Source organism: Vibrio sp. JZG10 (assembly GCF_054064075.1).
On sequence record NZ_JBSUGE010000008.1, the window covers coordinates 29,765 to 54,775 of the forward strand.

A 25,011-nucleotide genomic window follows, 5' to 3' on the forward strand; every position below is an offset into this window, starting at 1 on the left:
CTCACTAGACCGAAAAGCACAACGCCATAACTTAGGGTTGTGCTTTTTTTGTATCTCAAATGCTTCACTTGTTGATAAGCCAGGAGTGCTGATATCACCTTTAGTGTCGTATATCACTACTATTCAACCCAAGTACTACGTTACGTTACGCAAACTTGTTCCCCAATGGCATATTCTATGTGATTTAAATCACAAAAACTTATTTACTTAGCGTGCTAACTATTTTATATTACTTAGCAAGCTAAGTAATTGAGTAGATCTTATGATTCAAGACATCAACAGTTTGCGCGACCTTTCTCTGGCTGAAAAGTTATCTCGTGTTGCCCGTTTGTGGAAAATGGTTGCAGATCGCGAGTTGGAGCCTTTAAACCTGACGTACCCGCGTTGGACTGCGTTATGGAAACTTTATCGAATGGGCGACAACGTTAGTCAGAAGCATTTGGCTGAAGCGCTTGAGATTGAGTTAGCATCGCTGATGCGCACATTAAAGCTATTAGAAGAGCAATCTCTGATCACTCGCCATTGCAGTGAGCATGACAAGCGAGCACGCATTGTTAGCCTTACAGAAGAAGGTAAAACTCTACTGAAGCAAATGGAGACCCGAATTCTTCAAGTCCGGAGCAAGCTACTGACGGAAATCAATGACCAAGAGCTTCAAAAGCTTTCATTGATCCTCGATCAGATTGCTCACAATGCACTTGATTCACTTAGCGAATAAGTCAGAAACCCGAATTAAAAGAGAAGTAAACGCCTATGACTCCAGATCAAAAATTCGCACGTTGGATCAAGTATTCTTGCGTCGCGTTTGTCCTTGTCTTTGCCTATTTTCTAGTCGCAGATCTCGCCATGCCACTGACGCCTCAGGCAATGGCAACGCGAGTGGTAACTAAAGTAGCTCCCCGTGTGAGTGGACAGATTACGCATCTTTATGTTGCCAACAACCAAGAAATAAGCCAAGGCGATCTACTATTCCAGATTGATCCACAGCCTTATCAGCTCGCCGTAGAAAAGGCTCAACTTAACCTTGAGCGTGTGATTCAAAATAATGAACAGCTTGATGCCTCTATTGCAGCGGCAAAAGCGGACGTTGAAGCGAGCAAAATTGTCGCCGAGCAAAAAGTTCGCGAAGCCAAACGTCTTGATACATTGTTTCATCGCAATGGCACCTCGCAACAACAGCGTGACGACGCACAAAGTAGTGCAACGGCAGCCAGAGCAAACTTACTGGCCGCGCGCGCTCGTTTAAAAGAGTTGGAAGTAAACCGAGGCGATTTAGGTGCGACGAATGTAAATATCCGCGTGGCACAAAACCAGCTAAAACAAGCGGAACTTAATCTGTCTTACACTAAAGTAATTGCTGAACATGATGGCGTTGTCGCTAACTTGCAGCTGGAAACGGGTGCCTATGCGGCAGCTGGTACGCCTCTTGTGGCTTTAGTCTCGGATGACGTGGATATTATTGCCGACTTTCGTGAAAAGAGTCTGCGACACTTCAATCAGAACAGTCGGGCGTTAGTGGCCTTTGATAGCTTGCCAGGTGACGTATTTGAAGCTCGTATTACGAGTGTGGATGCAGGGGTAAGCTCAGGCCAGTTTGATGCAGATGGCCGCTTAGCGACACCGACTGACTCAAACCGTTGGGTGAGAGACGCGCAGCGTTTACGTTTACATTTAGCTATCGATGAGCCTCAACAGCGCGCATTTCCGGCCGGGGCACGTGCGACTGTGCAACTGTTGCCAGAAAACACGTTATCTGGCTGGTTAGCGAGATGTCAGATCCGATTTTTGAGTCTTCTTCATTACATTTATTAACGGGGAGGCGATATGAAGTTATGGGATCATCCCATGTCGGAAAACGACTTCCGTCAGTGTTTGCGCATTGCAACTGGCGCGACCATTGGCTTCACCTTATGTAAGGTCTTTGGCTGGAATTATGGCGTATTTTTTACCGTAACACCGATGTTGTTACTTGGAATGGTACCAGTCATGAGCCTGCATGCTGCACGACAGCTGATTTTTTCAGCGGTCGTATGCGGATTGGAGGTCGGTATTCTTGGTGGGCTATTTGGTGGACATCCTGGCATGATGACGATCATCGCCTTCGGGTTGTTTTTGTATAAGTTCGCCTGTATGTCAAAAGGGAGCTTATTCCTGTTTGGGGCAAATAGCGTGCTGAGCTTGAGCATCATGCTGCATTTTGCGAGTTATCCAACAACCGACTTAAATGATCTGATATTCAGCAACCTACAAGCGAATGTTATTTCAGTGATCGTGGCCTACGTAGTGACATTTTTGATCCCTGATGCAGAGCCTCGTCAGCCACCGGCAAAACCATCTCAGCCTAAACAGAGTCACCGCATGCGTCATGAAGCCCTTATGGGGGCGAGTATCGCTACAATGTCTTTCCTTGTATTCCAGCTATTTGACCTCAGTGATTCTATGTCCGCTCAGGCGACAACCTTGCTTTTATTGTTTCCTATGCATTGGAACGGTGCTTTAGGGTATGCGCGCAAAAGAGCAATGGGGACCTTGATGGGGGTAACCTTTGGTATTGCTGGACAGCTCGTACTATACGATTGGTCGGATACCTTGCTGTTTATCGTCCCATTACTGTGGATTGGCGCGATGATGTTCAGCTATATGCACGTAAAAGAGTCTAGTGGGTCAGGAGCTGGGTTTGGCGGATTAACTACATTAGGTATTTTATTTGGCCAATACCTGACTCCGGATGGCGATTTAATGTTCAGCGCGCTGTATCGCGTGAGTAGTATTTTGTTTGCTATTGTTGTCACTCTGCTCGTGACCTATGCGGTGCACAGAGTGCTCAACAGCTTTGAGGCGACGCGCTTTAGCCAGCAGTAAGTTCAGACGTTACTGGTTAGAAAGGACTGCTCCAGTAACTCTGTTTTTAGCTCGTGACTCATCGCTATTGGGCTTTCAAACTTAATTCCTATTACCCAGCCTTTCACCAACTTCTTAATGTTGGCAATGACACACCGATTTTCTTCTCCGATATAGTGACTTAGAGAAGAGTCAATAGTGACACTTTCACCAACGTTGAATTCAGGCTCTATAAAGGTTGAGATACCAATACCTGCCAGTGAGAAGTCGATAAGGCTACCGTCGTAAACATTCCCCGCGTGAACAACCTTACAGTCCATTTGCAGCTTATATCGTTCGTGTTCCCGGACTGGTTTGGTTGCAAATGTTCCTGGAATTCGAATAAATAAAAGGGGCGAAGGACGAACCGCAGTTGTTAGAACACTGGATTTAAATGCAATGACATGGCCTAACTCCGTATCTGATACACCACGCACGATGACATCGGCGTTTGGGAGTTTTCTCATCACTTGCTCTTCAAGCAAACGCATCGGTATATCAAGAATCAAATACGCGTTCTCTTTCATCCCAAGATAGGTGGTGGAATACGTATACTGGTCCTTAGGCCCAAACTCGAAATTAGTCGAAAGTTTCATTCCCGGTTTGAGGAATCTATGCAGTTCATCTTTAGTATGGGTGGCAGGCATTACATTGGCGTTTTAATTATTGGTTAAATCGAGGCTATCAAAACGCCATTTTGTTATTCAAGATAGTAGGACAAAAGTTTTTGTAAAATTATCGCTATCTGTGAAGTGGTGGGCGATAAGTTTGGCTCATTCCATCTTTCATAAAGATTTGGCTTGCCACAATACTGCCGCAGGTTACCAGCATCAGCGCTAACCAAGTCAGTGAATCTGGTTGTTCACCAAAAATTGGAACGGCAAGAAGTGTCGCTACGACTGGAGTTAATGACCCAAAAGCAGCACTGGCTTCGGCGCCAATAATTCGGATTGCATAGATAAAGGTAAAAGAAGCGATTAAGCCTGCGCCGACACCTTGCAATATCGCGTGGCCAAATAATTCTTCCCACGGCCACTGACTGATCGGCGTTATCGCTAGGTAACTATCTACCCATCCGAAGCCAACCGCAATGATGAGCAGTGCCAAAGACGCGATTGCAACGAATCCAGCACAGACATGCGCATTAAGGTTAGCAACACGAGCACTGATGGTGAAAACAGCCCACATAATACTACCGGTTAGAAACAAGATGTGGCCTTGTAATTGAGACCAGTTGTACTCTGCACCGCTATTAGAAAGAAGGAATACAAAAATCCCTAACAACACCGTAGAAAGCCCGATTAAGCGGTGAGCACTCAGCGACTGTTGATAGCACAACACCGCGATAGCAGAAACAAATAATGGCAAAGTGCCAGGTACTAATGCACTGCCGTGCGCCACGGGAGCGAAGTGCATAGCTGTGCCGACGACCAGCAGGTAGGGCAGGCCACTCCCTACCACAACACCAGTTAGGTAGCGTTTAGGCACGACGCGAAGCGCCTGCTTATGCTTAATCACAAATGGTAATAAAATTAAACTTGGGACTAGAAAGCGGACTAGCGCGATATCGGCTGGCTGCAAGTTAGAAATTGCGCCCCCTTTTAAAGAAATAAAGAAACCAGACCAAAGCAGTAAGGTCGTTAATATAGCTGCGTATCCCAAGATCATTGTCGGCATGTCCATTTGTAAATGATGTGTTAATTGTTGAATAAAACTCGTGCCAAAGGGAGGCAAAATTTGACGTAATTAAGCTTGATGTTGGTGATAAAGCGCGTATAAATGTCAATTGTTAGTGATTATTGGCATGGAAGGAAAAATGGACAAAATTGACAGGCAACTGATCAACTTGATGCAGAAGGATGCAACCCTGACTACGGCAGAGCTCGCTGACAAAGTAGGATTATCGGCATCACCTTGTGCAAGACGCATTAAGCGTTTAGAGCAGGAGGGCGTAATTAGCGGTTATCGAGCCATTGTGTCCAGAGACACGGTGGGTATTGCGATGACCGTATTTGTTGAAGTCAGTTTGAACAACCACCAAGCTTCTTCGATTGATGAATTTGAACATGCTGTTGTTGAAATGGACGAGGTGATCTCGTGCCATGTTGTATCAGGGGCTTATGATTATTTGTTAGAAGTGGTCAGCAAAGATCTCGCTGGCTATGAAACATTCACTAGAAAGCTACAACGATTAGAAAACGTAAAAGATATCCATACGCACTTGGCGATTAGACAAGTGAAAGGAAATGGAAGCTTGCCGATTTATGCATAAGAAAGATGAAATTTCTCGATAGACTTAAGATTGCTCACTATCACCGAAAGCGATACCGACAGTTCGGTACAGACAGAGCGCGAACGCTGGGATGGAGAGATAAGTACAGCCAAATCAGTCGATTTGAAGCTTTGTGCCGAGGGTTAACGTTAGACGGTTCAAGTCTTTTAGATATTGGGTGCGGCTACGGAGACTTATTAGCGTTTATTGAGTTCAACAATCTGCGCCCCCAAAGTTATATTGGCATTGATCAGCAAAAACAGTTTATCTCTGAGGCCAGAAAGCGGGACTTTCGTACTCAAAGTGAGTTCGTATGCGGCGACTTTTCAACGTTGGTATTTCCCCGTAGTGATTATGTCTTTGCTTCTGGATCATTGAATTATCAATCCGCGAATCCAAATCATACCATTGAGATGATCGAGAAAATGTACCGGGCCGCAGAGAAAGGGTGCGTGTTTAACTTATTGGATGAAGAAAAGCTGCCGAGCATGAGAATGCTCGCATCGCATAATAAAGTTGGGGTGTTACGCTATTGCCGATGGCTATGTCCAGACGCACAATTGATCGAGGGTTATTCCGATCACGACTTTACGATCGCGATGATCAAAAAAGCGGAATCAGTTTCCTGACTCCGCCTTATAAATTCTTAAGCCTTATTGGTGCTTGTATTGTGAGATTTCACAGTTACCTGTGTATCTATCAACCTTGAATGAGAACGCAGCTGAATGGTATTCCCTCCCATCACTCCAAATTGTTTCTCCGAAGATTTTACAAAGGTCCAAATCGCTGATTGAACCAAACTCTTTTACGTGCCTAACTACTGACAAAAACTTGGCTTTGGTAGCATTAGGACAGTCCCTGTTACTTAATCGATTGATAACCATGGTTGTAGCATCATCTCCAGCCAAATGTGACTTTTTATTAAATTTTATTAATGGGTAAATTAACCAAAAATTGGCCATAAGTAAAGCATTATTGTGACGTATGTCTCTATAAGTTGCCTCTCTTGGTCATGGTTTAGTCAAGTTTGTAAAAGGGAACAGTCCCATTTTACATATAATGTTGGGATCACTAAAAGAGGGAATTAAAGCACGAATAACGTCCAATATTGGAGTGAAAACCCGACATCGTCTTTTCAAAACGGGCTCGATTTTTACCTCGAAACATCTTGAGCGTATTGAAGCGATCTCGCTTCTTTATCATAGAGTTGCGCTAGTGCTTGGTACTGTGAAGAAAGGCGTTTGTAATCCTCGGCAAGTTGCAAAGCGTTGGTGTTATACCACTCCGCAGTGATTTGATTGGCAGTTTCGTTTGACTCACGGCACTTTTGGGCAAGTTTCTTCCATCCATTTGCTGACCATTGAGATTGTGTGCTCAATTTAATCAACTCATTAGCTTTAGTCGTGAGTTCTTCTTTATATTGAATGGAGGCTTTTAATTGAGTTTTGAACGCATTTTGGTTCGAGCGGGCGCGCCAAAGTAACACGAGTTCATGTAGGGAAAAGGTTTGGGACAATAACTGGCGCTGCTTATGTTCGGCTAAAAGTGCATTGAATACCTCAACATGCTTATTGTAATTGGACTCTAAACGATTGAATTGGGTAAGATTGTCATTCCACGACGATGGGTTACATTGAATATTGGCGTGCCCCATAATGGGGAACAGAAGAAACAACAGTATCCAATTGAGTTTGTTGATCATTATTGCTCGCGTTAGTTGACCGACCCTTTTGAGTATATACCCAAATTTCCGCGACATGCGTGTTGCCGGTGAGATAAGAACAAAGAATGAAAAGGAAAAGTACATGAAGAAAATTCTCATCGCATTGATTGTCATACTGTTGTTCTGTGGGGCGGGTGCTGGATACTATTTCTTCTTTATGCCAAAAGATGAACCTGAGGCGCCAAAAGCTGCGCAAGTGGAGCAAGCGCCAGTGGAAGAAGGAACATCCAAACCGATTCTGGATTTAGAAACCGCCCCCCCTGAAGTGACCGAATACTATGTCATTGAACGTCGAATCAATGTTTACAATAAGCCAAATGCTAATGCTTTGGTTGTCGATACGCTCTATAAGGGAGAAAAAGTATCGGTGTTAGAAAAAGTGGATGGTTGGTATCGAATCTCTGGTTACCTTGTTTATGAAGAGGGCGGTGAAGAAAAAGCTGAGTGGTTGAATGCCGAAGGATTATCTGATGCAGAGCCAGTTATTAAAGAACAAGAGCGTTTGGAAATACTGGATGGATATTTGCAGAAGTCGGATGATTTAAAAGTCCACTTGGACATCTTCCGCAAGAAAACACAGCAATTGTTGGACGATGAAACCTGTGATCCGAGTGATTTTGAAGAGCTCGGTGGCTGGGTTCGTTCGGTTACTTATGACAAGCGCAATGTGTACTTCATTTATTGTGGTGGTTTGGAGCAAGAAAACAAAATCTATTTAGATGTCGATAAAGGCGATATCTTTTACCGCTAACAGAGCGCCTTTAGTTTAAAGCCTCTAGAGATTTATAACTTTTTAGTTGTGAACCATAATTAATAGGAATACTATCATCGAGTCGAGTGAAAAAACTCGACTCGTTTTGTTTTTAGTGAGTTCTTATGTCTCAGATTTGCTTGAAAAAATTGATTTTTATGCTGCTTGCGATGGTGTTGCTACCAGCGCATGTTTTTGCTGCGCAAATCGATCAGAAAGCTCATTTACCTTACTTTTCTAAGCTGCAACCATTTGTTGCGAGTATTGCTTTTGCAAATACCTCAATCGATTTTTCTGAAGTCTCAGAAGAAACGACGCAGTCTCCGATTTCTGAAGGTCATGCAAGACTCGATACGCTAGCCCTATTTAACACTCAACGTTGGGTTTCTCACTTACGTGAAGGCCTTGATGATGAGCATGTTGACGTTGTTGGTGACCTAAACACGCCTTTCTATGCTGACGCAGGTTATGCCTACAGCCTGATGGATATCAATTGGCGTCAAAACCAGTACACTTTTTATCATTTCACAAGCGATCATCGCATTTCTGGTTGGAAAGAGACCAACGCAATGTACGTCGCACTCAATAGTCAATTTTCTGCCTAAACACCATCTATTTGCACCATTGTGCACTCTTAACACGACGATTGTATTCAACAGGGCGTAACCGTCCTGAGCATTTCATACCCTGAATTTTTTCTGGGGGCATCTGTCGTGTGTTAAGCCTTGTTATTAAAAGCTTCACTTCGTAGTGAAGGGATGATGTTTACATGAAAAAAACAGCAAAGCAGCAAAAGAACAGAAAGCTGATGAATCACTATTCAGCTTGGAAATATGTCGTATTAATCACGACGGTCATTATCTTAACGTTAAGCGCGATTCCGACTTGGTTCGGTGAGCAACCATCGATCCAGCTAACGTTTTCAAACCAAAACAGCAGTGAAATGTCGGTTGTTCAGTTGAATCAACTACTGAAAACCAATCACATCTCAGCAGACAAAATCATCGAAAAAGATGGCAAAACAACCATTGTATTCGATGATGAAAATGCGCAAAGCAAAGCTCGTGCGTTACTGAACAATGAGCTAAATAAAGAAGACAGCATTACCTTCTCATATGTGTCTGTTGCTCCAGAGTGGCTGAATGAGATGGGGTTTAGCCCAATCAAACTCGGTCTTGACCTTCGCGGTGGGGTACAGTTCCTCTTGAATGTCGACGTAAATAAAGCATTTGAGGAGCAACGTAATGCTTTGATCGATGAGATCAAAGCAAGCCTGCGAGAGCAGCGCGTGCGTGGTGTACAAATTCGCGCAGAAAGTGGTAACCGCATTGCGGTAAACAGTGAGAGTGATACCGCCCTGGCTGAAGTAAATAAATTCTTGCGTCAAAACTATCCAGGTTGGGTGGTGAAAAGCTCGTCTCGCGGTTTTGTTCTTGAGCCAAGTGAGCAGAATATTCAAGAGTTCCAATCAACGACATTGCAACAAAACTTGAAGATTATGCGTGGTCGTATAGAAGAGCTAGGCATTACGGAAGCATTAGTTCAGCGTCAGGGTAAAGACAGCATTCGTATTGAGCTCCCAGGTGTACAAGACCCAGCACAAGCGAAAAACGTTATTGGTGCCACTGCGAGTTTGGCATTCTACGAAGTGAAAGATGCAAGCCAAGCGCGAAGTGGCCAAGATCTTGTGCTGAAAGATAACGATGGCCGAACTGTTGTTCTGGAGAAACGACCAGTCCTAACGGGTGAGCACATTGTTAACGCTCGTGCAGGCGTCGACAATATGGGTATGTCAGAAGTTAACATCTCGCTTGACCACGCGGGCGGTAAAAAGATGAGTGATTTCTCTGCAACGCATATTGGCAAACCAATGGCGACGGTTTATCGCGAATACAAGACAAACGATCGTGGCGTAACAGAGCGCAGCGAGCGCGTTATCAGCATTGCGACTATTCAATCTCAACTTGGTAGCCAATTCCGTATTACCGGCGCTGGCAGCATGGACGAAGCGCAGCAGTTAGCGCTATTACTTCGTGCGGGGTCGCTAACAGCCCCGGTTACTATCGTAGAAGAGCGCACTATTGGTGCTTCTTTGGGAGCTGAAAACATTGAAAATGGTTTTGCGGCACTTGCTTTGGGTATGGGGTTAACACTGACCTTTATGGCCCTTTGGTACCGCCGCTTAGGTTGGGTGGCGAACGTGGCGCTTTGTGCCAACATGCTTTGTTTGCTTGGCCTAATTGCCTTGTTACCAGGTGCGGTGCTAACACTTCCAGGTATTGCAGGGTTGGTGTTAACCGTTGGTATGGCAGTGGACACCAACGTTATTATCTTCGAACGTATTAAGGACAAAATGCGTGAAGGCCGCAGTTTCGCTCAAGCGATTGATCTGGGCTTTGATAGCGCGTTCTCGACCATCCTTGATGCCAACATTACTACCATGATCACCGCCGTGATTTTATACGCCATCGGTAACGGCCCAATCCAAGGCTTTGCCTTAACACTCGGATTAGGTTTGTTAACCAGTATGTTTACAGGCGTATTTGCCTCTCGAGCAATGATCAATTTAATTTGGGGCCGAGATGCCCGTCGTGATGTGAGGGTTTAATCATGGTCGAAATGCTAAAACAAAATATTCGTAAAATTCGCCACTTTACTACGCTAGTTTCTATCGTTTTGACGGTGATCGCACTTGGTGCTCTGGGCTTTAAAGGGTTGAATCTCGGCTTGGATTTCACTGGTGGTATGGTGACAGAAGTGAAAGTCGATAAGTCGTTAACCAACCACGATCTGCTTGATGCACTACAACCAAAACTTGGTGAATCAACCTCTGTCACCCGCACAGGTGAAGATGGTCGTTGGCTCATTCGCTACTCCGCCCCTGAAGAAGGGCAAACTCTGCCAAGTGTGGAAGAGGTATTAAAGCCAGTTTCACATCAAGTTGATGTCGTCAGCAACAGTATTGTTGGTGCTCAAGTTGGCCAGGATTTGTTTGACCAAGGCGGTTTAGCACTATTGATTTGTGTGCTGAGCATCCTTGGTTACTTGTGTTTCCGTTTTGAATGGCGCTTAGCGAGTGGCTCTGTATTTGCTCTGGCTCATGACGTAATTGTCGTCCTCGGCTTCTTCGCCGTTACCCAAATGGAATTCAACTTAACGGTTTTTGCTGCCGTATTGGCAATTTTAGGCTACTCATTGAATGATTCGATCATCATTTCAGATCGAATTCGTGAGCTACTGATCGCGAAACAAAGTTGGAAAATGGGAGACATCAATGACCAGGCTGTCATCGCGACGTTCTCTAGAACGATGGTGACTTCAGGCACAACACTGATTACTGTTGGTGCACTATGGATTATGGGGGGAGCACCGCTAGCGGGTTTCTCAACAGCGATGTTTATTGGTGTGCTATCAGGTACATGGTCTTCCATTTCCATTGGTACCGTATTACCTGAACTGTTCAAGCTCGAACCGAAGCATTACTTGCCTGTTGAGATTGATACCGCGCCGTAATACGAGGTGCTGAAGGTAAAAAGTGCTCGCGCCACTCAGTTTGAGTGGCGTTTTACTTTGTGCTATTTCACACGCATCAGGCGGTGTTTGACGTGACCTAAATCGAACTCAATGATTTGAGAGCGCTTCATCGATTCAACCAGGCGCAACATGGATGTGTGATAACCTTTCTTTTTCATCCATTGCAATGGCTCGGAAAAGCTGTCTTCGTTTACAACGTAAGATTCGCCTTTGTGTTCTCCAGCATAAACGTTTACGACCCAAACCCGGGCCTGAAAATCTAATACTTCACTTATGTTTCGCGTAACTTTTCTTAGGATATTTTTCATCATTTCCAGCGTTGCTTTAGCTCAGTAATAGCCAAACACCAACCCCCATCATTAAAGTGCCCGCGATACGGTTCATCAGGCGCACATTCTTTGATTGACCCAACACGCGTTTCAGTCCTTTACCACCCGTGGCATACAGAGACATACAAATGAACTCAAAAAGAAGGATGATGGAGACAAGCACGATCAGCTGTGGAGCAAGAGCCGCATTTTGATCGATAAAAGGCGGCAGTAGAGAAATCATAAATGCCCAGCCTTTTGGGTTTGCGATAGCGGTAACGAAGCCTTGCATGATGAGCGCGACATTGCCACTTTTGGGTTTTTCTAAATTATCGACATTTATTGCTAACTTACCTCGAGATCGCCACATTTCTACACCAAGATAGAGTAAGTAGCCGCCACCAATAAACTTTAGTGCGATAAACATCCAAGGATAGTTGAGCATGATCGCTGCGATCCCTAGTACTGCCGAGACTGAAACCAGCGCGACACCGACGAGTTCACCAATCATCATCCATAATGTGCGGCGATAACCGATACTCATTCCTAGCGTTAAGGCGAGCGTCATGCACATTCCTGGTGTAATTGAGACAAAAAAGAAGGTAGGGATGAACATACTGAGCAATGCAAGATTCATGTTTGTTGATAACTAAGTGATTTGATAGAAGCCACAAAGATAGTGCAAATTGATAAAGGATACTATCCCCAAATATCCCCAAATAACCTCAAGGTGCTTAGGTTCAGCGAGAATGACTTGGCTCACAGGCACGGCAACGATTTGAAGATCTAGTGGTTCTAAATCAAAAATCGTTAACAAAGGCTGTGGGATAAGGAAACTCGCCCTGCGGAGCATGTCACTGACACGATTTCTGCATCTTGACGTCATTTGGGTATAACATCAATTTACTGGGTTAAAGAATCTAGATGATTGCTTTAGGAGATGGCACCATCGAATATTGCACCGTACCGGTACTTCAATAGATAAAAAGTGATTCGATACGTTAAATGCTAGTTAATTGATGTTATTTGGATATTTAAAATAAAACTGAAATTATTTTTTAATTGCTGCGTCATAATAGTGCGAACTGCACCAAAATGAGACGTTTTCTTCTATTTTTTACATTCTAAATATACCAGTTTTCATAAGTAAAACTATAAATATAAAATTAAGGTTATACTGTCAGTAATATCATTTAAGTTAGTAATTAAATGATATTACTGACAATTGCTTATATTGATATTTGAATTATTATTCTAATCGTATTTATAGATAACAACTCTGATCATGAGAGTAGTATCTGAAATCATGAGATGATGTAACGTCCACTGTTCGGTATGTAACTTATTGATAAATAATGATTAAATTTATGTTCTGATAAGCTTGTGTTTAACTTTATTTTATTTAAAACAATGACTTATAAATAGTTAACCATTTTATAACATTTCATGTTTAATGAGATCTAAATCAATCTTATGCAAATGGATTAGTTTTTTATTTGAAATGTAATATTTCTGGTTTAACTTAAAATAAAAGGCATCACAGGATTGATAGCCAAAAGAATAAATAAACACGTCAGTTGGTGATTTATTTCATCAGTGTATTTAGTTTGCTTTTTTAAATGCCGTTAAGAATGGATTCTTCGATGAAGAAAGTCGCTTTGATCACCGGATCAAAAGGCGGAATTGGTTCTGCTATTTCCTCTCAATTAGTGAATGATGGTTACCGTGTAATCGCTACGTATTTCACAGGCAACTATGAATGTGCGTTGGAGTGGTTCAACAGTAAAGGGTTTACCAAAGATCAGGTTCGCCTTTTTGAGTTGGACGTAACAAACACTGCAGAGTGTGCAGCAAAGTTAGCGCAATTGCTTGAGGAAGAAGGGACCATTGATGTCGTTATCAACAACGCAGGTATCACACGTGATGGCGTGTTTAAAAAGATGACTGCGCAAGCTTGGAATGACGTCATTAATACCAACCTCAATAGTCTATTCAACGTTACGCAACCTCTGTTCGCTGCGATGTGCGAAAAAGGCGGTGGTCGTGTCATTAACATCTCTTCAGTCAATGGCCTAAAAGGGCAGTTTGGTCAAGCAAACTACTCGGCGGCGAAAGCTGGGATGATAGGTTTCTCTAAAGCCTTGGCGTATGAAGGTGCTCGCTCGGGTGTGACGGTCAATGTTATCGCTCCGGGGTACACAGGTACGCCAATGGTTGAGCAAATGAAGCCAGAAGTATTGGAATCCATCACGAATCAAATCCCAATGAAACGCCTTGCTACACCAGAAGAAATTGCAGCATCAGTCAGCTTCTTGGTCAGCGATGCCGGTGCCTATATCACCGGTGAGACTTTGTCGGTGAACGGCGGCCTATACATGCACTAAGGAGAGAAGATGATGGAAAAAGTATTTATCGTAGCGGCGAAGCGCACTCCAATTGGCGCCTTTGGTGGCAGTCTTAAAAATACCTCAGCTGGCGATCTGGCAGCAGTAGCGATTAAAGGCGCGTTAGAAGCGGCAAAGTTGACTGGTGATAAGATTGATGAGGTGATTGTTGGCAACGTTGTCGGCGCAGGTCAAGGCATGGGGGTTGGCCGCCAAGCCGCATTGTTTGCTGGGATTCCTGAATCTGTTCCTGCATACGGCGTAAACATGGTTTGCGGCAGTGGCATGAAAACCGTCATGGATGCGGTTTCACATATCCGTAGTGGCGATACAGAGATTGTTGTTGCAGCAGGTGTTGAGGTCATGTCTCAGATTCCGTTTGCCGCGCCAAGTAGTATTCGTGATGGCAACAAAATGGGCAACCTAGAGCTGAAAGACCTGCTCGTAGCAGATGGTTTAACCGACGTTTATAACCAATATCACATGGGTGTGACGGCAGAAAACGTTGCAAAAGAAATCGGCCTAACCCGTCAACAGCAAGACGAGTATGCGCTGTCTAGCCAACAGAAAGCGGTGGCGGCAATCGAAGCGGGCAAATTCAAAGACGAAATTGTGCCCGTAGAAGTAAAGCAACGCCGTGAAACGGTGCTATTCGATACCGACGAATACCCAAAGGCTAATGCGACCATGGAAGCGTTAAGCAAGCTGCGCCCTGCTTTTGACCGTGAAGGCACTGTGACTGCGGGGAATGCATCAGGTATTAACGATGGTGCGAGTGCAATTATCGTCGCGTCTGAGAGCGCAGTTAAAGCACATGGACTCACGCCTATTGCTGAGATCGTAAGCTATGCGCAATCGGGACTTGATCCGAAAATCATGGGTCTAGGTCCAGTGGAGTCAGTCAATAAAGCATTAGCAAAAGCGGAATTAACGGTAAACGACATTGACGTTTACGAGTTAAACGAAGCATTTGCTGCGCAAGCACTTGGCGTGATTCATCAGTTGGCGGAAACCAACCAAGTTCCCGTTAACGCGATTCAAGATAAAGCGAACTTTAATGGTGGTGCTATCGCGCTAGGTCACCCACTTGGTGCATCGGGCAACCGAATCTTAGTGACGCTTGTTCACGAGCTTCATAAGCAAAATGGTCAATATGGTGTCGCATCACTTTGTGTGGGCGGCGGCATGGGGACGGCTGTGGTTATAAAAGCAGTTAAGTAATTATTTAAACGGACATTTTTAATTCTTTCTCTAGGAGATAAACCATGTACACAGATTTCTTCAAAACCTTTAGCGATCAAACTGAAAAAAATCTAGAACCTTACTTGAAGTTCAACAAGCTAGTGACAAAAAACGTAGAAGTGTTGACTGAGCTTCAACTGAACGCAATTCGTACTTACAGCGAAGTGGGTCTGAACCAAATGAAAGCGGCATCAGAAATCAAAGACGTAACGTCATTGACTGCTTTCAACAGCCAGCAACTAAGCGTTCTTACTAAGCTTTCTCAACAAATGATGGACGACAGCAACAAGCTTCAAGCTATTGCGAAGGAGTTCAAAGAAGACGTTGAGAAAATGACTTCGGAAAATCTAAAGACTGTTACTCCAGCGTAATTTGTCCGATTCTCGCCGCCTTAGGGTCTCTAGACCCTAATTTGGGCGGCGTTGTTTTTTCCGAATATAGGAGTAAGACTATGTTTCAGCACTTCTTTTCGGACTATCTTGTACAGCTTCAACAAACCAATCAACAGTGGTGGCATGATTTCGAAGTGAACAAGGCAGTCGTGAACTCTCCTTTAAATAAGGCCATGCAAGAAGTGAACTTGGAAGACACTGCCAAACTCTTCGAACAAGCTGTAAATCAACCTGCTGCGATCTTAAAACTGCAAGCAGAATGGTGGGAACAGCAGCTACAAATTTGGCAGAATGTCGCGTTGGCGGGTAACCAAAAACAGGTCATTGAAGCAGAAAAAGGGGACAAGCGTTTTTCTAATGAAGCGTGGCAAAATGAGGTGATGTATAGCTTCATTAAGCAATCCTACCTGTTATTCAGCAAGACTTATTTAGATACAATTGAGTCACTCGAAGGTTTGGATGAAAAATCTAAAGAGCGAATACTTTTCTTTTCTCGTCAAGCCATCAATGCACTTTCCCCTTCGAATTTCATCGCGACGAATCCAGAACTCTTGAAACTGACACTTGAGCAAAACGGTCAAAACCTTCTGGCTGGCTTAGAGCAGTTAAAAGAAGACGTTGAGTCCAGTGCGGACATTTTGAAAATTCGTATGACGAACAACAATGCGTTCCGCGTGGGTGATGACGTGGCGACCACTCCGGGCGATGTGGTTTTTCAAAACGAATTGTTTGAGTTGATTCAATATCGACCTCTAACAGAGAAAGTGAATGCGACGCCACTGCTCATCGTTCCGCCTTTCATTAATAAATACTACATCCTTGACTTAACAGCGAAGAACTCAATGGTTCGATGGTTGCTAGAGCAGGGACATAGCGTATTTATGATGTCTTGGCGTAACCCAGGCAAGGCACAAGCGCATGTAGAGTTTGGTGACTATGTGACAGAAGGCGTCGTCAAAGCCGTCGCGGCAATTGAAGATATAACGGGCCAAGAGCAAATCAACGCGGCTGGTTACTGTATCGGTGGTACGGTTCTGGCGAGCACGGTTGCGTACTATGCGGCAAAACGTATGAAGAAGCGTATTAAATCAGCGACTTTCTTCACCACATTGCTCGACTTTTCTCAGCCAGGCGAAGTTGGCGCGTACATCAATGACACCATTGTGAGTGCAATTGAGGCGCAAAACAACGCAAAAGGGTATATGGACGGTCGTTCATTAAGCGTCACATTCAGCTTACTGCGTGAAAACAGCTTGTACTGGAACTACTATGTCGACAACTACTTGAAGGGCAACAGCCCAGTCGATTTTGACTTGTTGTACTGGAATAGTGACAGTACCAACGTGAGTGCTGCCTCCCATAACTTCTTGCTTCGTGAGCTCTATTTAGAGAATAAGCTAGTGCAAGACAAAGGCGTCAAAATTGGTGGGGTATGGATTGACCTAAACAAGATCAAAATTCCTAGCTATTTTGTATCAACGAAAGAAGACCATATAGCGTTATGGCAGGGAACTTATCGTGGTGCCCTGAACACTGGTGGCAACAAAACGTTTGTTCTCGGTGAGTCGGGTCATATTGCGGGTATCGTGAACCCTCCAGCGAAAAATAAGTATGGTTATTGGTTGAACGATACTTTGGATGATTCGGCTGACGAGTGGTTGAATAATGCCGAGCACAAAGAGGGATCGTGGTGGACACATTGGAATGAATGGCTACTTCAATTCAATCCAAAAGAGCAAGTCGAACCATTCCCTATTGGCTCGGAAGACCACCCAGCAATAGATGAAGCGCCAGGGCAATACGTCAAGCAGGTTCTGCCAGTAAAAGAGTCTTAAACAACTCCCTATAGCAGTAAATTTTAGCGACCTTTATGGTCGCTTTTTTTGGTCGTTACTGGTTACCTTATTACACCGATTGAATATACGTATCGGTTGAGGAAACTCTGGGGTCGAAAGTGACGGTGAATAAAAAAGCGCCGAGTAGATACTCAGCGCTTAGTGTCAACAAATAGGCAAGTTGACGGGTAGAAGTGCGTTACGTTACACCTCTTTATCCTTACCAAATGACAGCAGCCAGAGAGAGATTGCTGCTACTGCCACAAAGCCGGAAAGAATAATCACAGGCATGGCGCTATAGCCAAGGATATGCCAAATTACAGATTCTAAAGTACTCATGGGAAGTCTCCTTAGTGCCAGCCTTCAACGCCGCTCATGTCCGGTAGTTTGTGCGCGATGCCTTTGTGACAATCTACGCAGGTTTTCTCTCCAGAAGCTAGCGCAGTAGAGTGCTGCTCCGCTGCTCGTGAGCCTTGTTGAGAGTAATCCATGTAATCAAACTCGTGACAGTTACGACACTCAAGAGAGTCATTCTTTTTCATTCGCGCCCACTCTCGCTCAGCAAGGTGTCCTCGACGCTCTTGGAACTTCTCTGGTGTATCGATAGTACGTAGAACATAGTGAGCGAATAGCTCTTTGGATGCTTGTACTTTACGAACGATCTTATCTGTCCATTCATGAGGAACGTGACAGTCTGAGCAGATGGCACGAACACCAGAACGGTTAGAGTAGTGAATTGTTTCTTGAATTTCAGCAACGATTGGTGCGTGACAGCCAGAACAGAACTCTTCTGTGTTGGTTGCCTCCATACCTGTGTTGAATGCGCCCCAAAACAAAAGACCGCCAGCAAAACCTAAGAACAAAACCACACCAGCGGCAGCTTTACTTGGGTTCTTCAGTCTTTTCCAAAACGCTTTAAGTATTTTCATAAATAACCTCTTCGTACTCGCGTTTCAATTACTGAAGCGAATCAACTGCCTCGAACTTGTTTTCAACTAGTGGCTTAGCATTAGTTTGCGGCACGTGGCATTGCAAACAGAAGTAACGACGAGGAGACATATCCGCCAATACAGCATCTTCTCGGTTTACATAGTGCGTTACGCTAATTTTAGTCGCGCCTGACTCTTTTGCATTTTTCCAGCTGTGGCACGCAAGACACTTGTTAGCATTTAACGATACTTCGTAGTGACGGATGCTGTGTGGGATCAACGGTGGTTGATAAACAAAGCTATCTTCAACAATCTGGTCTTTTGGGAAGTCTTTGAACTCATCTGCTGGGCGTGTGTCTTCCAATTGAGACATTCCACGTAGAGACTCTAGACCACCAATGCCACCTGGATTATCTAACTCAGCTTGCGCAATGCCTGTCACTAAAGCACCTACAGATAAAAGTGCGACAAGTAATTTTTTCATCATTTCATCTCCGCCTTTATGGCTTAAATTCTTTATTAGGCCGCCATAATGACGGCCGTAGCATTCGGTATCTGGAGGTTAAGCAATCTTAGTGATTTTGACTGGACACTTCTTAAAGTCTGTCTGTTTAGACAGTGGGTCAGTCGCATCTAGGATGAGCTTGTTAATCAAAATACGTGCATCAAAGAACGGTACGAATACCAAACCTTTTGGCGGACGGTTACGACCGCGAGTTTCAACACGAACGCGTACTTCGCCGCGTTTGTTTGCCATGAGTACTTCTTCACCACGACGCACGTTACGCGCTTTTGCGTCTTCAGGGTGCATGTAACACACTGCGTCTGGTACTGCTTTGTATAGCTCAGGTACACGACGAGTCATGGTGCCTGTGTGCCAGTGTTCAAGAACACGACCAGTACATAGCCACATATCAAACTCATCGTTTGGCACTTCTGGTGGCGCTTCATATGGTGCAGAGATGATCTTCGCTTTGCCGTCAGCATTGCCGTAGAAATCCCAACCAGAACCTTCTTTTGCGTATGGGTCAGAACCTTCTTTAAAGCGCCATTGTGTTTCCTTACCATCAACAACTGGCCAACGTAGACCACGCACTTCATGGTAACGGTCGTATGGTGCTAAATCATGCCCGTGACCACGGCCAAACGTTGCGTATTCCTCAAACAGACCTTTTTGAACATAGAAACCGAAGTGGTGGGCATCGTCATTCAATTCGCGAGCTTCTTCGATAGGGAACTTGTCGACATTACCATTGCGGTATAGTACGTCGTACATGGTTTTACCACGGTACTGAGGCGCTTTCGCTAGCAGCTCTTCAGGCCACACTTCTTCCATTTTGAAGCGTTTCGAGAACTCCATTAGCTGCCACAGGTCAGATTTTGCCTGACCGACCGTGCCCACTTGTTGGTACCAAGCTTGAGTACGACGCTCTGCGTTACCGTAAGCACCTTCTTTCTCAATCCACATTGCTGTTGGAAGAATAAGGTCTGCTGCTTGTGCTGTCGCTGTTGGGTATGGGTCAGACACAACGATGAAGTTTTCAGGGTTGCGGTAACCTGGAAGACGTTCAGTGTTGATGTTTGGACCTGCTTGCATGTTGTTGTTACATTGAACCCAGTAACAGTTCAGAACGCCATCGTTCAACATGCGGTCTTGCAATACGGCGTGGAAGCCAGGTTTTGGTGGAATCGTACCTTCTGGCAGTTTCCAGATGTCTTCTGCAATCTTACGGTGTTTAGGGTTAGCAACCACCATGTCTGCAGGTAGACGGTGAGCGAAAGTACCAACCTCACGAGCCGTACCACACGCAGATGGTTGACCCGTTAGTGAGAATGGGCTGTTACCTGGAGTTGAGATCTTACCGGTTAGTAGGTGGATGTTGTAAACCAAGTTATTCATCCACACGCCACGAGTATGTTGGTTCATACCCATTGTCCAAAGTGACATTACTTTCGTATTTGGATTGGCGTATTGCTTCGCAAGCTCGATAAGCTTTTCTTTTTCAACACCAGAGATTTCAGAGGCTTTCTCAGCTGTGTAAGGTGCAACAGACTTTTTGTACTCTTCGAAAGAGATAGACGTTAGTTTGCCTGAGTTAGGATTCTTCGCTGCTTTTTGTAGCGGATCATCGTCACGTAGGCCGTAACCGATGTCGGTATCTGCTTGAGTGAAGTTAGTGTGCTTGTTCACGAAGTCCCAGTTTACCGCATCGTTTTCGATGATGTAGTTCGCGATGAAGTTAGCAATCGCTAGGTCAGACTGTGGATTAAAAATGTAGCCGTGATCTGCCAACTCAAATGAACGGTGGTAGTAAGTAGAAAGCACGTTCACTTTAACGTGAGGGTGACTTAGGCGACGGTCAGTAATACGAGTCCATAGAACAGGGTGCATCTCTGCCATGTTCGAGCCCCATAGAACGAATGCGTCTGCGTTCTCAAAATCATCGTAACAACCCATCGGCTCATCGATACCGAATGCGCGCATAAAGCCAACTACAGCAGAAGCCATACAGTGACGAGCGTTTGGATCAATGTTGTTTGAACGGAAGCCCGCTTTCATTAGCTTTGACGCAGCGTAGCCTTCCATTACTGTCCATTGGCCTGAGCCAAACATACCTACGCTTGTTGGACCTTTTTTCTCGAGGGAAGCTTTCCATTTCTCAGCCATGATGTCGAAAGCGTCATCCCAAGAGATAGGTGTAAATTCACCGTCTTTGTGGAATTTGCCATCTTTCATTCTCAGCATCGGCTGGGTCAGACGGTCTTGACCGTACATGATCTTAGAAAGGAAGTAGCCTTTAATACAGTTTAGGCCTTTGTTTACTGGTGCTTCTGGGTCACCCTGTGTTGCTACCACTTTGCCATTTTGAGTACCAACAAGAACAGAACAGCCTGTACCACAGAAACGACAAGGTGCTTTGTCCCATGTGATTTTGGTTTGATCAGAGCTTGCAATCAGGTTGGCTGCAGATGCTGGTAGTGTCACACCTGCGACAGCAGCAGCTGATGCAGCCGCGTTTGCTTTCACAAACGCACGTCTTGTCATTTTCATACTTCACCCTCGATTTGGGAATGTTGTGTTCCAGTGTCTTCTTCATCCGTTTCTTCAAGCCCAGTTTCGATTTGGTGATAAACCAATACCGTGCTCAAGACATTCGGTAAATTGTTGATGGCATCGATAGTGTCTGTGATAAAACCTTGGTTTTCGGTTTCAAGCACGACGATAATCTTGCCTTCTGGACTGTCACCATAGATTTCCGCATTTTCATGTGCTTCGATCTGTTGTTTGATTTCGTCCAGATGTTCTGGCAGTACGTGTACTACCAAACTTGAAATATGCACTTCATTTAGTGACATATAGCTCTCTCATTTATTGCCTTTGGCCGACGACATACGGCTTAGGCTGTTATATTGCTCACATTGATGGATGAAGTCGGGCACACTGAAACACAGGCGCCGCAGCCGTTACACTCATCAAGGTCTAAATTGGGTTGTGCTACTTTCCCCAGCTCTAATTTGAACTGAATTGCCATCGGGTCGCACATATCCCCACAGCTTCGGCATTCGACATTTTGTTTTGCTAAGCAGCTATCATTGATGCTTGCTTTCGCTTGCCAAGGTTGCTCTGTTTTTGGCAAGAAAAGGGGCTCAGGACAGGCGTCTGCACACTGATAACAAAATGTGCACTCATCAATAGAAAAATCGACCGCAGGGAATCCGCCATCACTTTTAGTTATAATCTTTGTTTCGCAGGCCTCAATGCATTTACCGCAGCGAGTGCAATCGTCCGTAAACTGTTCTGGCTTGGTTAACCAAGGCAAACGTACGGCGTTGTCGGGGTGCGCTTTTCTTGCAAAGAGTCTTCTTCTGGAAAGGTCTACCACTTAGTCACCTCGAAACTTGGAACCCAAACTAAGCATAGTCCACAATTTTCATTAATAAACTGTCATTTAAACTAACGAAATTGTAGTTTTTGACATATTTGTATAAATACCTCTTAGGAGGTAAATGGGATGCAATATTGTTTTGGATCAATAAATTCCGTCGCAGGTGATCACATATTGATAAAGTTGAAAGGTAATGGGTTCATTGCACGTACAAATAGGGCTGTTAATGGGCGAGGAACTCAGATTGTTTAAAAATGTGAAAAAGTCAGTGACGCGCACGATTGCGTCCGCGATGCTTCTTATTTTGCTGCTTTCAGTTGCTACGACTGGTTTTGCAATTTTTACGTTAGCGTCAAGCTTGAATGATGCAGAAGCCGTCAATATTGCTGGCTCAATGCGAATGCAAAGTTATCGTTTGGCACATGATATTCAGATTAAATCTGTTGATTACTCTTCACATATTGACGCATTTGAACATTCGATATATTCAACTTCCATGAAAGCACTCCAGCACTGGTCAGTGCCAGAAGACATTACTCATGATTACTACCGTCTTATTATGAGATGGCATGAGCTCAAGTCGGTGTTGAGAGGAGATAATCCGGCGGAGTACCAACTCCTAGTGGCTGGTTTTGTAAATCAGATCGATGAGTTTGTATTTAAGCTTCAAAGCTTTTCGGAACAAAAGCTGATTAACTTAGCTTGGATTGGTGGGTTAGGGCTAGGCGGCATTCTTTGTGTCAGTATGTTTGTTGTTCATTTTGTGCGCCTCGAAGTTGTACGGCCTTTGCGTGCTTTAGTTTTTGCTAGCGAGCAAATTAAGAATCGCTCATTTAATATATCGCTTGATGTATCCAGCGATAATGAAATGGGGATCCTGACTCGAACCTTTAATCGGATGGCGACGGACCTTGGTAAGTTATACCGGGGGCTAGAACAAGCGGTTGATGAAAAAACGCGTAAATTACAGCATGCGAATCAGTCTTTAGAAGTATTGTATGACTCGTCGAAAGAGTTAACGGCTTCGCGTATTAATCAGGATAACTTCCAAGCCATATTGCAACATATTGCAAGTCTTGAAGGCATTAAAGCGGTCAAACTTGAAATAGAGCAATTGGGAGAACCGAGTTGGATATTGATGGAAGGGGAAGAGGGTTGCCACGACTGTGATGAAGATTGCCATAGTAAGGCTCTAACGTTAGACGGTGAGCACTTAGGCTATTTGTATTGGAAGGCCGGGTTACCTTGTCCGAATGAGGCACTGATTGACAACTTTGTGCAGATTTTATCGCGTGCCGTGTATTACAATCGAGCCCAACGCCAAGCAGAACAAATCCTACTGATGGAAGAGCGAGCCACCATTGCTCGGGAACTGCATGATTCATTAGCTCAAGCACTCTCCTATTTAAAAATTCAGGTCGCTTTATTAAAGAGAAGCGTAAAGAATTTGCCTGATGAAAAAGCGATAGCTCAGGCGAATCAAGTCATTGCCGAGTTGGATACGGGCTTATCTGCTGCTTATACCCAACTACGCGAATTACTGACGACGTTTCGTCTTACGATTAAAGAGGGCTGTTTTGGCCAAGCATTGCAAGATATGGTCGAAACGCTCAACGAACAAACCGTCGCTGACATTACGTTAAAAAATAGACTTTCTTCAACCGAACTGGATGCACACCAGCAGGTTCATTTACTACAGTTGATAAGAGAAGCGGCAATTAATGCCATCAAGCATGCGCAAGCAGATAATATTCACATTCAATGTCTTGATAATGATGGAAAAGTCACAGTAACCGTTACCGATGATGGAATAGGCTTTGAACATCAAGACGAAAAATTAAATCATTACGGTATGAGTATCATGCAAGAGCGAGCCGCTAGGCTGCATGCCGATCTTCACATTGAAGCATCGATAAACAAAGGCTGTACCGTAAAACTAGAATTCCAACATAGTAAGGAAGTAAACAGTGACAGTGTGTAAAGTAATGCTGGTGGATGATCATCCACTCATGCGACGAGGTATTCACCAACTTTTAAGCTTTGAGCCTGAGTTTGAAGTCGTTGCAGAAGCAAGTAATGGCGCAGATGCGGTAGCGAAAGCGCATGAGCTGGAACTGGATCTTGTACTTCTTGATCTCAATATGAAAGGCATGTCAGGCCTCGATACCTTACAAGCGCTACGTGCTGATGGTTGTGAAGCTCGAATTGTTATCTTAACCGTATCGGATAGTCCTGCTGACATAGAAGCAATAGTTCGAAGTGGCGCAGATGGCTATTTATTGAAAGATACTGAGCCTGATGAGCTGGTTGAGTTGCTAAAACAAGCGCATCAAGGTGACAAAGCTTACAGCCAAGAAGTTTCTAAGTATTTGAGTGAGCGTTCAGGACAAGAGGACGTTTTTGATACGCTGACGGATCGCGAAACGCAGATCTTAAGAGAGGTGGCAAGAGGTTTCCGCAACAAGCAGATTGCCGATCGTCTTTTTATTTCTGAATCCACGGTTAAAGTGCATATGAAGAGTTTACTTAAAAAGCTTCAAGTTCCTTCTCGTACTGCGGCAACCGTTCTTTATCTTGAGCGCTTTGGCGACATCAAATAATACAGTTGAAGAACAATCCCAAACCACCAATGGAATCAATCGTTTAGCGTAATTTTAATAATAAAAAAACCGCCTTTAAGGCGGTTTTTTTATTTGTCTGGGCGAATAGAGTACAAGTCACTGTTGTGCTTACCGCACTCTAAATAGTACTGATAAGCCACTTTTTTGCTTTCAGCAATGACTCTCATGCAGTGCATTTTCCCCTGTTCAAAATATCGAATCTCATATTCTACACTGGTATCAAGTTGCTCAGCGGCTGCCATACTTCGCCTCC

27 protein-coding genes are annotated in these 25,011 nt (G+C 44.3%); 15 read left to right on the forward strand and 12 right to left on the reverse strand.

Going from position 1 to position 25,011, the window contains the following annotated elements:
- The first annotated feature begins 262 nt into the window (after nt 1-262).
- The 3 genes from ACWYVB_RS10780 to ACWYVB_RS10790 are packed head-to-tail and all read left to right on the forward strand — an operon-like array spanning nt 263 to nt 2,862.
- On the forward strand, nt 263-718 hold the full coding sequence (locus tag ACWYVB_RS10780; protein ID WP_005397727.1) for a MarR family transcriptional regulator: 456 nt from the start codon (nt 263-265) through the stop codon (nt 716-718).
- Between the two features lie 35 nt (nt 719-753).
- Nucleotides 754-1,812: an HlyD family secretion protein gene (locus ACWYVB_RS10785; protein WP_074190486.1), complete on the forward strand. Its 1,059-nt coding sequence runs from the start codon at nt 754-756 to the stop codon at nt 1,810-1,812.
- 12 nt (nt 1,813-1,824) lie between these two features.
- On the forward strand, nt 1,825-2,862 hold the full coding sequence (locus ACWYVB_RS10790; RefSeq protein ID WP_046875880.1) for a DUF2955 domain-containing protein: 1,038 nt from the start codon (nt 1,825-1,827) through the stop codon (nt 2,860-2,862).
- A gap of 2 nt (nt 2,863-2,864) precedes the next feature.
- Here the strand turns inward: ACWYVB_RS10790 and ACWYVB_RS10795 are convergent, their stop codons facing one another.
- Complete coding sequence (locus ACWYVB_RS10795; RefSeq protein ID WP_203343445.1) at nt 2,865-3,527, reverse strand: flagellar brake domain-containing protein; 663 nt, start codon at nt 3,525-3,527, stop codon at nt 2,865-2,867.
- Nucleotides 3,528-3,621: 94 nt separating this feature from the next.
- Entirely contained in the window at nt 3,622-4,548 is a 927-nt protein-coding gene (locus tag ACWYVB_RS10800; RefSeq protein WP_317411401.1) for a DMT family transporter, read from the reverse strand.
- A 148-nt stretch (nt 4,549-4,696) separates the two neighbouring features.
- On the opposite strand from ACWYVB_RS10800, the gene ACWYVB_RS10805 reads away from it, so the two are divergent.
- Together ACWYVB_RS10805 and ACWYVB_RS10810 are read left to right on the forward strand one after the other, a co-directional pair.
- Nucleotides 4,697-5,152: an Lrp/AsnC family transcriptional regulator gene (locus ACWYVB_RS10805; protein ID WP_031780652.1), complete on the forward strand. Its 456-nt coding sequence runs from the start codon at nt 4,697-4,699 to the stop codon at nt 5,150-5,152.
- A 5-nt stretch (nt 5,153-5,157) separates the two neighbouring features.
- Nucleotides 5,158-5,781, forward strand: a complete 624-nt coding sequence (locus ACWYVB_RS10810; protein WP_257888283.1) for a class I SAM-dependent methyltransferase — start codon at nt 5,158-5,160, stop codon at nt 5,779-5,781.
- Nucleotides 5,782-6,305: 524 nt separating this feature from the next.
- Here the strand turns inward: ACWYVB_RS10810 and ACWYVB_RS10815 are convergent.
- Nucleotides 6,306-6,854, reverse strand: coding sequence for an ATPase (locus ACWYVB_RS10815; RefSeq protein WP_104970815.1), 549 nt, complete (start codon nt 6,852-6,854; stop codon nt 6,306-6,308).
- A 103-nt stretch (nt 6,855-6,957) separates the two neighbouring features.
- Here ACWYVB_RS10815 and ACWYVB_RS10820 point away from each other — a divergent pair, with 103 nt between their 5' ends.
- From ACWYVB_RS10820 to secF, 4 genes are all read left to right on the forward strand, one after another.
- Entirely contained in the window at nt 6,958-7,626 is a 669-nt protein-coding gene (locus ACWYVB_RS10820) for an SH3 domain-containing protein (protein ID WP_257888282.1), read from the forward strand.
- Nucleotides 7,627-7,751: 125 nt separating this feature from the next.
- Nucleotides 7,752-8,231 carry a hypothetical protein gene (locus tag ACWYVB_RS10825; RefSeq protein WP_257888281.1) on the forward strand — a complete coding sequence of 160 codons (480 nt, stop codon included), beginning with the start codon at nt 7,752-7,754 and terminating at the stop codon, nt 8,229-8,231.
- Between the two features lie 164 nt (nt 8,232-8,395).
- Complete coding sequence (gene secD / locus ACWYVB_RS10830; protein ID WP_317411387.1) at nt 8,396-10,234, forward strand: protein translocase subunit SecD; 1,839 nt, start codon at nt 8,396-8,398, stop codon at nt 10,232-10,234.
- Between the two features lie 2 nt (nt 10,235-10,236).
- Nucleotides 10,237-11,139, forward strand: a complete 903-nt coding sequence (gene secF, locus ACWYVB_RS10835; RefSeq protein WP_317411386.1) for a protein translocase subunit SecF — start codon at nt 10,237-10,239, stop codon at nt 11,137-11,139.
- 62 nt (nt 11,140-11,201) lie between these two features.
- Here secF and ACWYVB_RS10840 read toward each other — a convergent pair whose 3' ends face one another.
- Nucleotides 11,202-11,468: a hypothetical protein gene (locus tag ACWYVB_RS10840; protein ID WP_258627257.1), complete on the reverse strand. Its 267-nt coding sequence runs from the start codon at nt 11,466-11,468 to the stop codon at nt 11,202-11,204.
- 16 nt (nt 11,469-11,484) lie between these two features.
- Nucleotides 11,485-12,105: a LysE family translocator gene (locus tag ACWYVB_RS10845; RefSeq protein WP_046875887.1), complete on the reverse strand. Its 621-nt coding sequence runs from the start codon at nt 12,103-12,105 to the stop codon at nt 11,485-11,487.
- Nucleotides 12,106-13,111: 1,006 nt separating this feature from the next.
- On the opposite strand from ACWYVB_RS10845, the gene ACWYVB_RS10850 reads away from it, so the two are divergent.
- The 4 genes from ACWYVB_RS10850 (at nt 13,112) to phaC (ending at nt 17,321) form a co-directional block, all read left to right on the forward strand.
- The gene (locus ACWYVB_RS10850; protein WP_005398281.1) at nt 13,112-13,852 is read left to right on the forward strand and encodes an SDR family oxidoreductase; all 741 of its coding nucleotides are present in this window, start codon (nt 13,112-13,114) and stop codon (nt 13,850-13,852) included.
- A gap of 12 nt (nt 13,853-13,864) precedes the next feature.
- Entirely contained in the window at nt 13,865-15,073 is a 1,209-nt protein-coding gene (locus tag ACWYVB_RS10855) for an acetyl-CoA C-acetyltransferase (protein WP_317411400.1), read from the forward strand.
- A gap of 44 nt (nt 15,074-15,117) precedes the next feature.
- Nucleotides 15,118-15,465: a phasin family protein gene (locus tag ACWYVB_RS10860; RefSeq protein WP_005398278.1), complete on the forward strand. Its 348-nt coding sequence runs from the start codon at nt 15,118-15,120 to the stop codon at nt 15,463-15,465.
- A gap of 80 nt (nt 15,466-15,545) precedes the next feature.
- Nucleotides 15,546-17,321: a class I poly(R)-hydroxyalkanoic acid synthase gene (gene phaC, locus ACWYVB_RS10865; RefSeq protein WP_005398277.1), complete on the forward strand. Its 1,776-nt coding sequence runs from the start codon at nt 15,546-15,548 to the stop codon at nt 17,319-17,321.
- Between the two features lie 204 nt (nt 17,322-17,525).
- On the opposite strand, the gene ACWYVB_RS10870 is transcribed toward phaC, so the two are convergent.
- The 6 genes from ACWYVB_RS10870 to napF form a co-directional block, all read right to left on the reverse strand.
- Nucleotides 17,526-17,660: a TIGR02808 family protein gene (locus ACWYVB_RS10870; RefSeq protein ID WP_005373546.1), complete on the reverse strand. Its 135-nt coding sequence runs from the start codon at nt 17,658-17,660 to the stop codon at nt 17,526-17,528.
- A gap of 11 nt (nt 17,661-17,671) precedes the next feature.
- Nucleotides 17,672-18,250, reverse strand: coding sequence for a NapC/NirT family cytochrome c (locus ACWYVB_RS10875; protein ID WP_005398274.1), 579 nt, complete (start codon nt 18,248-18,250; stop codon nt 17,672-17,674).
- Between the two features lie 28 nt (nt 18,251-18,278).
- A complete protein-coding gene (locus ACWYVB_RS10880; protein ID WP_031780699.1) occupies nt 18,279-18,734 on the reverse strand; it encodes a nitrate reductase cytochrome c-type subunit in 456 nt (151 codons plus the stop codon).
- 78 nt (nt 18,735-18,812) lie between these two features.
- On the reverse strand, nt 18,813-21,302 hold the full coding sequence (gene napA / locus ACWYVB_RS10885; protein WP_006741149.1) for a periplasmic nitrate reductase subunit alpha: 2,490 nt from the start codon (nt 21,300-21,302) through the stop codon (nt 18,813-18,815).
- Nucleotides 21,299-21,607 (reverse strand): chaperone NapD, encoded by a 309-nt coding sequence (locus ACWYVB_RS10890; RefSeq protein WP_005398456.1) that lies wholly within the window; start codon nt 21,605-21,607, stop codon nt 21,299-21,301. Before ACWYVB_RS10890 ends, napA begins: the two co-directional genes overlap by 4 nt.
- A gap of 41 nt (nt 21,608-21,648) precedes the next feature.
- Complete coding sequence (gene napF, locus ACWYVB_RS10895; protein ID WP_225460949.1) at nt 21,649-22,134, reverse strand: ferredoxin-type protein NapF; 486 nt, start codon at nt 22,132-22,134, stop codon at nt 21,649-21,651.
- A gap of 247 nt (nt 22,135-22,381) precedes the next feature.
- On the opposite strand from napF, the gene narQ reads away from it, so the two are divergent.
- Nucleotides 22,382-24,118: a nitrate/nitrite two-component system sensor histidine kinase NarQ gene (narQ, locus tag ACWYVB_RS10900; RefSeq protein ID WP_457528932.1), complete on the forward strand. Its 1,737-nt coding sequence runs from the start codon at nt 22,382-22,384 to the stop codon at nt 24,116-24,118.
- A complete protein-coding gene (locus ACWYVB_RS10905; protein ID WP_005398453.1) occupies nt 24,105-24,737 on the forward strand; it encodes a response regulator in 633 nt (210 codons plus the stop codon). The genes narQ and ACWYVB_RS10905 overlap by 14 nt, the downstream gene beginning before the upstream one ends.
- Nucleotides 24,738-24,826: 89 nt before the next feature.
- On the opposite strand, the gene ACWYVB_RS10910 is transcribed toward ACWYVB_RS10905, so the two are convergent.
- On the reverse strand, nt 24,827-25,000 hold the full coding sequence (locus tag ACWYVB_RS10910) for a hypothetical protein (protein ID WP_005373524.1): 174 nt from the start codon (nt 24,998-25,000) through the stop codon (nt 24,827-24,829).
- Nucleotides 25,001-25,011: the final 11 nt, after the last annotated feature.